Source organism: Kribbia dieselivorans NBRC 106261 (genome assembly GCF_001552435.1).
GTDB lineage: Bacteria > Actinomycetota > Actinomycetes > Actinomycetales > Dermatophilaceae > Kribbia > Kribbia dieselivorans.
Genome location: NZ_BCRE01000106.1, coordinates 1 through 5,831, shown reverse-complemented (window position 1 = coordinate 5,831; position 5,831 = coordinate 1). Strand labels below are relative to the sequence as shown.

The following is a 5,831-nucleotide window of genomic DNA, read 5'->3' as shown; positions in this document are numbered from 1 at the left end:
AAGCCACACCCGCACGCCGAGCACCGCCACGACGACGAGCACCACCGCCACGAGACCGACGAGGACCTGCGCCGACACGGCATATCGCCCACCGCGCAGCACCCCCGGCACGGTCAGCGGAGCCGGGCGCGGAGCCTCCTCGAGATCTCGCACCTGGCGTCGGTGCCGGCCACCCCGCTCCCCACGATCGGCGGCCGAGTCAACCGCCGCGCGCTCTGCCCCGGCCGTCGCCGCCGCGAGGATGTCGGCCCTGCTCGGTGCCCAGGCTACCGCCGTTCCCGCCGGATCAGCCGCCGATTCGCGCGCCGGCTCACTCGCGCTGTTCCGGTCGCCGCAGGGGTCGGCAGCTCGCGACTCCCGACCGGCCTCGAGCAGCGCCACCAACCGCGGAGACGGCGCGCGGTTTCCTCGTCGCAGGTCCATGCCCACAACGTAGGCAGCCCCAGCCACCCGCGTCCGAGCCCGATCGTCACCTGTGGATCAACGACGCTCCGCCACCGCAGGTGTGGACAACCCGCCCCGCCTCACGGCGCGACTCAGTCCTCCATGCGCGCGGGGTACGGGCTGATCGCCACGGCCACGATGCCCGGTCCGGTGTGGGCCCCGACCACCGCGCCGATCTCGACGACCTGCCGATGCCCCTGCCGGGGCACCTGCTCATTAAGCATGTCGAGCATGGTGCGCGCCCGATCCGCCGCGTCGAAGTGGTGCACCGCGATGTCGACCGTGCTCGCCCACACCGGCAGATCCTGGGTGACGTCCACGGCCCGCTCCACCAACCGCGTCAACGCCTTGCTCGCCGTCCGCACCCGCTCCAACGGGGCCAGCACGCCGTTGCGCACGACGAGCAACGGCTTGATCGACAGCGCCGTGCCCATGAACACCGCCGCCTTGCCGATCCGCCCGCCCTTGCCGAGGTACTCCAACGTGTCCACGTAGAACGCGGCATACGAACTCGCACACTCCCATCGCGCCTGCTCCGCGATAACCTCGGCATCCTCCTCGCCACGCGCCGCCAACGCTGCCGCCCGCAACACCGGATACCCCATCGCCATCCCGAGCGTGCCGCTGTCGACGACATGGACGTTGATCGGCACCCGCCGCGCCACCTGTTCCGCCGACCCGACCGTGCCCGACAACCCGCCGCTGATATGCACCGACACGACATCCTGGTAGCCCTCGTCGGCCAACTGCGTGTACGCCTGCTCCAACTCCTCCGGCGACGGCTGCGACGTCGTGACCTTCGCGCCACGGCGCAACGCCTCGGCCACCTCGGCATTGCTCACGTCGATGCCCTCGCGGTGATCCACCCCATCGACGACGACGTGCAACGGCACCACCGTCACCTCCGCCGCCGCCGCCATGTCGACCGGCAGGCAGGCCGTGGAATCAGTGACGATCGCGGTGCGCATCAGGCAAATCCTCCAGGTCAGGCCGGAACGACGTTGACAAGTTTCGGGGCCCGCACGATGACCGTGCGAACACCGTTCTCCGTAGCCGCCTTGACCTTCTCACGAGCCAGCGCCAGTTCGCGCAGATCGTCCTCGGAGATGTCGGAGGCGACCTCCATCCGGTCGCGCACCTTGCCCTTGATCTGAATGACGCACGTGACCGTGTCCTCGACGAGCAGGGCCGGATCGGCCTGCGGGAACGGTTCGTGCGTCAACGTGCCCGGGTGCCCCATCCGTGACCACAGCTCCTCGGCCAGGTGCGGCGCGATCGGCGCGGTCATGAGCACGAGCGGCTCGGCCACGGAGCGCGGTACGACGTCGAGTTTCGTCACGGCGTTGTTGAGCTCGATCAGCCGGGCGATCGCGGTGTTGAAGCCCAGCGTCGCGAAGTCCTCACGCACCGCCGCAATCGTCTGGTTGAGCAGCACCGACAGCTCCCGCGACACCTCGGCGTCGACGACCCGAGTTTCCCCGGTCTCCTCGTCGACGACGTTGCGCCACAGCCGCTGCAGGAATCGCTGCGCCCCGACGACCGCCCTGGTCTCCCACGGCTTGCTCAACTCGAGCGGACCCATCGACATCTCGTACACGCGGAAGGTGTCCGCGCCGTACTCCTCATACATCTCGTCGGGCGAGACGACGTTCTTGAGCGACTTGCCGATCTTGCCGTACTCGCGCGTGACCGGTTCGCCGTTCCACGTGAACGTCGGCTCGCCCTTCGAGTCCGGCGCCCCCTCGACGACCTCGGCGGCCGGCACCGGCTGGCCGCGGTGGTCGCGGTACGCGAAGGCCTGGATGTACCCCTGCGCGAAGTACCGCCGGAACGGCTCCTCACTCGTGACGTGACCGAGATCGAAGAGGACCTTGTGCCAGAACCGGGCGTAGAGCAGGTGCAGCACGGCGTGCTCGACACCGCCGACGTAGAGGTCGACGCCACCGGGGTCGGTCACCCCCGCCGGCGCGCCGGGCACGGTCATCGGCCGCGGCCCCATCCAGTACTGCTCGTTGGCCGCGTCGACCAGGGCCTCACGATTCTCCGGATCGAGGTAGCGCAGGTAGTACCAGCACGACCCGGCCCAGTTGGGCATCGTGTTGGTCTCGCGGCGGTACTGCTTCGGGCCGTCGCCCAGGTCGAGGGTGACGTTGACCCAGTCGTCGAGGCGACCCAACGGCGGTTCCGGAGCGGTGTTCGCGTCGTCGGGATCGAACGTGCGCGGGCTGTAGTCGGGCACGTCCGGCAACACGACCGGGAGCATTGATTCGGGCAGGGCGTGGCTGGTGCCCTCCTCGTCGAAGACGATCGGGAACGGCTCGCCCCAGTAGCGCTGGCGCGAGAACAGCCAGTCGCGCAGACGGTAGTTGACCGTGGCCTCGCCCAGACCGCGCTCCGCCAGCCACGCGGTGATCCGCGCCTTGGCGTCGTCGACGGCGAGCCCGTCGAGGGAGATCTCGTCGTTGCTGGAGTTGATCGCGACCCCGTTGCCGGTGAACGCCTTGCCGTCGGCGACCGACCCGGCCCAGTCGGGCTGATCGGCCGGGGCGATGACGTCGATGATCGGCACGCCGAACTGCTGCGCGAAGGCGAAGTCACGCTCATCGCCGGCCGGCACGGCCATGATCGCGCCGGTGCCGTAGCCCATGAGCACGTAGTCGGCGACGAACACCGGGATCGCCGTGCCGTTGACCGGGTTGGTCGCGTACGCCCCGGTGAACACACCGGTCTTGTCCTTGGCGTCCATCTGCCGCTCGACATCGCTCTTGCGACTGGCGGCCAGGCGGTAGGCCTCGACCGCCTCGGTCGGGGTCGCGTGCCCGCCGGTCCACGCCGCCGACGTGCCCTCGGGCCATGACGAGGCCACGATCGACGCTCCGGCCTCGTCACCGTCGGTACCGGCGACCAACGGGTGCTCCGGGGAGAGCACCATGAACGTCGCTCCGAACAGCGTGTCGGGGCGGGTGGTGAAGACCTCGACCGGGTGCTCCCCGATGTGGAACGTCACCCGCGCACCCTGGCTACGACCGATCCAGTTGCGCTGCATGAGCTTGACCTTCTCGGGCCAGTCGACCCGGTCCAGGTCGTCGGCGAGACGGTCGGAGTACGCGGTGATCCGCATCATCCACTGACGCAGCTTGGCCTTGAAGACGGGGTAGTTGCCGCGTTCGGAGCGGCCCTCGTTGGTGACCTCCTCGTTGGAGAGCACCGTGCCCAGCCCGGGACACCAGTTGACCGGGGCCTCGGAGGCGTAGGCCAGGCGGAACTGCTCAAGCACCGACTCACGTTCGGGTCCGGTCAGATCGGCCCAGCCGCGGCCGTCCTCCGAGAGCACCGCCCGCTGACCGGATTCGAACTGCGCGATGAGCTCACTGATCGGGCGCGCCCGGCCACGCCCACCGTCGGCACGCACGGCCTCGGCGTCGTACCAGGAATTGTGGATCTGCAGGAAGATCCACTGCGTCCAGCGGTAGTACTCCGGGTCGATCGTCTCGATCACGCGCCGGTCGTCGTGGCCCAGACCCAGACGGCGCAACTGACGCTTCATCGTGGCGATGTTCGCCTCGGTCGTCACCCGCGGGTGCTGACCGGTCTGCACGGCGTACTGCTCGGCGGGCAGACCGAACGCGTCGTAACCGAGGCAGTGCAGCACGTTCTTCCCGAGCATGCGGTTGTAGCGCGCGACGACGTCGGTGGCGATGTAGCCCAGGGGGTGACCGACGTGCAGGCCCGCGCCCGAGGGGTACGGGAACATGTCGAGAACGAGCAGGTGACCGTTGTCGAACTCGGCGACCTTGTCGGGCTCCGCCCACGGACCGGACGGGTTGGGGGCATGGAAGGTGCCCTCCTGCTCCCACCGGTCTTGCCAGGCGACCTCGATCTGGCCGGCCAGTTCGGCGGTGTAGCGGTGCGGAGTCTCGCTCATCGGGTTCGTTGCATCCTCTCGATTCAGACTCCGCGAGAATACCCGCCCGCGCCCCGGCGTGCCGGGCGCGGCTGTGTCACGGGCGCGAGAGGCCCCAGGCGATGAGCCCTTGACCGATGAGGTAGGGCACCATGACCGACAACGGCCCGGGCGGATCGGTCCACACGAACGCGTTCATCGCGAGGATCGTGTCGCTGAGCACGAACAGGCTCGCGCCGATGCCGACGGCGACGCGTCGGGTGGCCCACGCGGCGATCGACATGGCGCCGATGACGAGCATGTACGCCGCGACCGGCCCCGCCGAGGCGACTCCCCCGTCGCGCCACAGGGTCGGCAGCAGCGCGCCGCTGAAGGTCACGCAGGCGACGACGGCGATGAGCCCGACGCCGTTGCCCCACCACTGCTGCAGACCGTGGCGACGGAAAGCCACGAGGTAGGCGAGGTGACCGCACAGGAAGGCGAGCAGCCCGGCCAGGAACGCCGTCTCCCCCGACCACAGCAACAGCACGTCACCGGTCAGGCCGAAGAGCAAACCGATGAACGCGGCCGCGCCCCAACGACGACGCAACAATCCGGAGACGAGTGCGGCCGCGATGATCCCGACCATGGCCAACGGTTTGGTCGCCGCCACGAGGAACGCGTCGTCCAGAAGCAGGGCGGCCCAGTGCAGCGCGACCAGCGCCGTGGCACCCCACCAGGGGGCGGTCATGAGCGGAGCGCGGTCGGCCCGCTCGGGCGTGAAGGCGGCGTCGTCGTCGGCGCGGGTCGCTGGCATGGCGGTCACTCTAACCAGCGGCGGCGTGGGCGGCGATGATCTCGTCGATGAGTCGGGGGTGGTCGGCCAGTGGCGCGGCCACGGTGTCGGCCCCGGCGGTCAGGAGTGTGCCGTGGAAGTACCCGGGCATCAGGAGCCCGGCCACGATGGCGATGTGCGCGGCTCCGGCGGCCCGCAACTGCGCGATCTGATCGGGTACCGCGCCGGCCCCGGTGAGCGCCCCGAGCGTGACCGGGGTACGCAGTCGGTCGGCGAGGTCGGCGGCGATCCCGACCCAGACGTCGTGGACGGCCTCCCGGGTCGACCCGGCGCTGACGAGCAACACGTGATCCGGAGCGCGGTCGGCCCCGGACTCGCCCAGCGCGGCGGCGAGCCGGTCCGCCAGCGCGTCGACGACGGCGAGTGAGGGTGCCAGCGGGGGCGTGACGATGCCGCGACCGGCGTGGGCCACGGCCTCGGGCAGGTCGACTTCGACGTGGTAGCCGGCGGTGAGCAGGTACGGCACCACGACGGGCTCGGGCGCATTCACGTCACACGACGAAAGCGCTTCTCCCACAGTGGGTTCGAGCACATCCACGTACGCCAGCCGCACGTCGACGCCGGCCAGGCGGGCACGCACCGCCGTCAGCACGTTCGTCAGGGCGGTCTGCCCGGCCGCCGCGCGGGTGCCGTGCGCGGCCAGGATCA

5 protein-coding genes are annotated in these 5,831 nt (G+C 70.1%); all 5 read right to left on the bottom strand.

Annotated features, from left to right (window positions below):
• Nucleotides 1-423, bottom strand: a 423-nt coding sequence (locus tag KD1_RS16590) for a hypothetical protein (protein ID WP_217995857.1), incomplete at its 3' end; no start/stop codon positions are given.
• 113 nt (nt 424-536) lie between these two features.
• Nucleotides 537-1,412 (bottom strand): DegV family protein, encoded by an 876-nt coding sequence (locus KD1_RS09720; protein ID WP_068401165.1) that lies wholly within the window; start codon nt 1,410-1,412, stop codon nt 537-539.
• Between the two features lie 17 nt (nt 1,413-1,429).
• Complete coding sequence (locus KD1_RS09715; protein WP_068401162.1) at nt 1,430-4,369, bottom strand: leucine--tRNA ligase; 2,940 nt, start codon at nt 4,367-4,369, stop codon at nt 1,430-1,432.
• 76 nt (nt 4,370-4,445) lie between these two features.
• Complete coding sequence (locus KD1_RS09710; protein ID WP_157073273.1) at nt 4,446-5,144, bottom strand: lysoplasmalogenase; 699 nt, start codon at nt 5,142-5,144, stop codon at nt 4,446-4,448.
• 10 nt (nt 5,145-5,154) lie between these two features.
• Nucleotides 5,155-5,831: sirohydrochlorin chelatase (locus KD1_RS09705; protein ID WP_068401156.1), on the bottom strand; the 677-nt coding region annotated here is incomplete at its 5' end.